The sequence below is a fragment of the Bifidobacterium pullorum subsp. saeculare genome (assembly GCF_016899725.1).
GTDB lineage: Bacteria > Actinomycetota > Actinomycetes > Actinomycetales > Bifidobacteriaceae > Bifidobacterium > Bifidobacterium pullorum_C.
Genome location: NZ_JACLYU010000067.1, coordinates 1 through 722 on the forward strand (window position 1 = coordinate 1; position 722 = coordinate 722).

At 74.7% G+C, this 722-nt stretch carries 1 pseudogene; it reads left to right on the forward strand.

Annotation, left to right across the window (positions count from 1 at the left end):
• Positions 1 to 88: 88 nt before the first annotated feature.
• A pseudogene (locus H7U32_RS09440) lies at positions 89 to 722 on the forward strand (hypothetical protein); the annotation flags it as partial.

Here is a 722-nt window from a genome sequence, read left to right on the forward strand (position 1 = left end):
TGTCGACGGACATGCCGTGCGGCAGGTATCCCAAGGCGATGCCGCCGCAGTGGCTGCCCGTGCTGCGCGGGCACGGGCAGCCGGACGAGTGGGACGGACACGCGCCCGGGGCAGCTTATGGCGATGGGCGCCTCGACCGATCGACCGGCGCCCCAGGCCGGCGCGCGACGCCGCCCGCCCCAGGGGGTCGGCGGCCACGCGTCCGGCCGGCGAGCCGTCGCGCGACTCGATCACGACCAGGAAGGCCGGCGACGAGCCGGACGGCCTGCCCGGCAACGTGGAGGCCGACACCGTCGCCCGCCGCGGCCCCGGTCCCAAGGGCGGGTCCCGCCGCACCCCGGCCGTGGCCGACTTCGCCACCGGATGGGCCGGGAACGCGTCCGCCCGCGACAACGCGTACCGCGACCTCTCCCAGGCCAAGGCGATGATCGAGGAGAGGATCCCGTTCCCGATCCGCCCCTACGACAACGACAACGGCGGCGAGTCCGTCAACGCGGACTCCATCGGCCACCTCCGGCGGCCCGACACCCAGCGGACCCGCGGCCGTCCCCACAGGAAGAACGGCCAGGCCACCGTCGAGTCCCGCGACAACCACGTCGTGCGCGAGCACGCGTTCCGACCGCCGGCGCGAACTCGCCGAACCCGACCTGTTGAACGAGCCGTGGCGGCCCGTGAGCGTCAAGGCCAACCCGTTCACCCCGTCCAAGAGACCCGTGGGACGC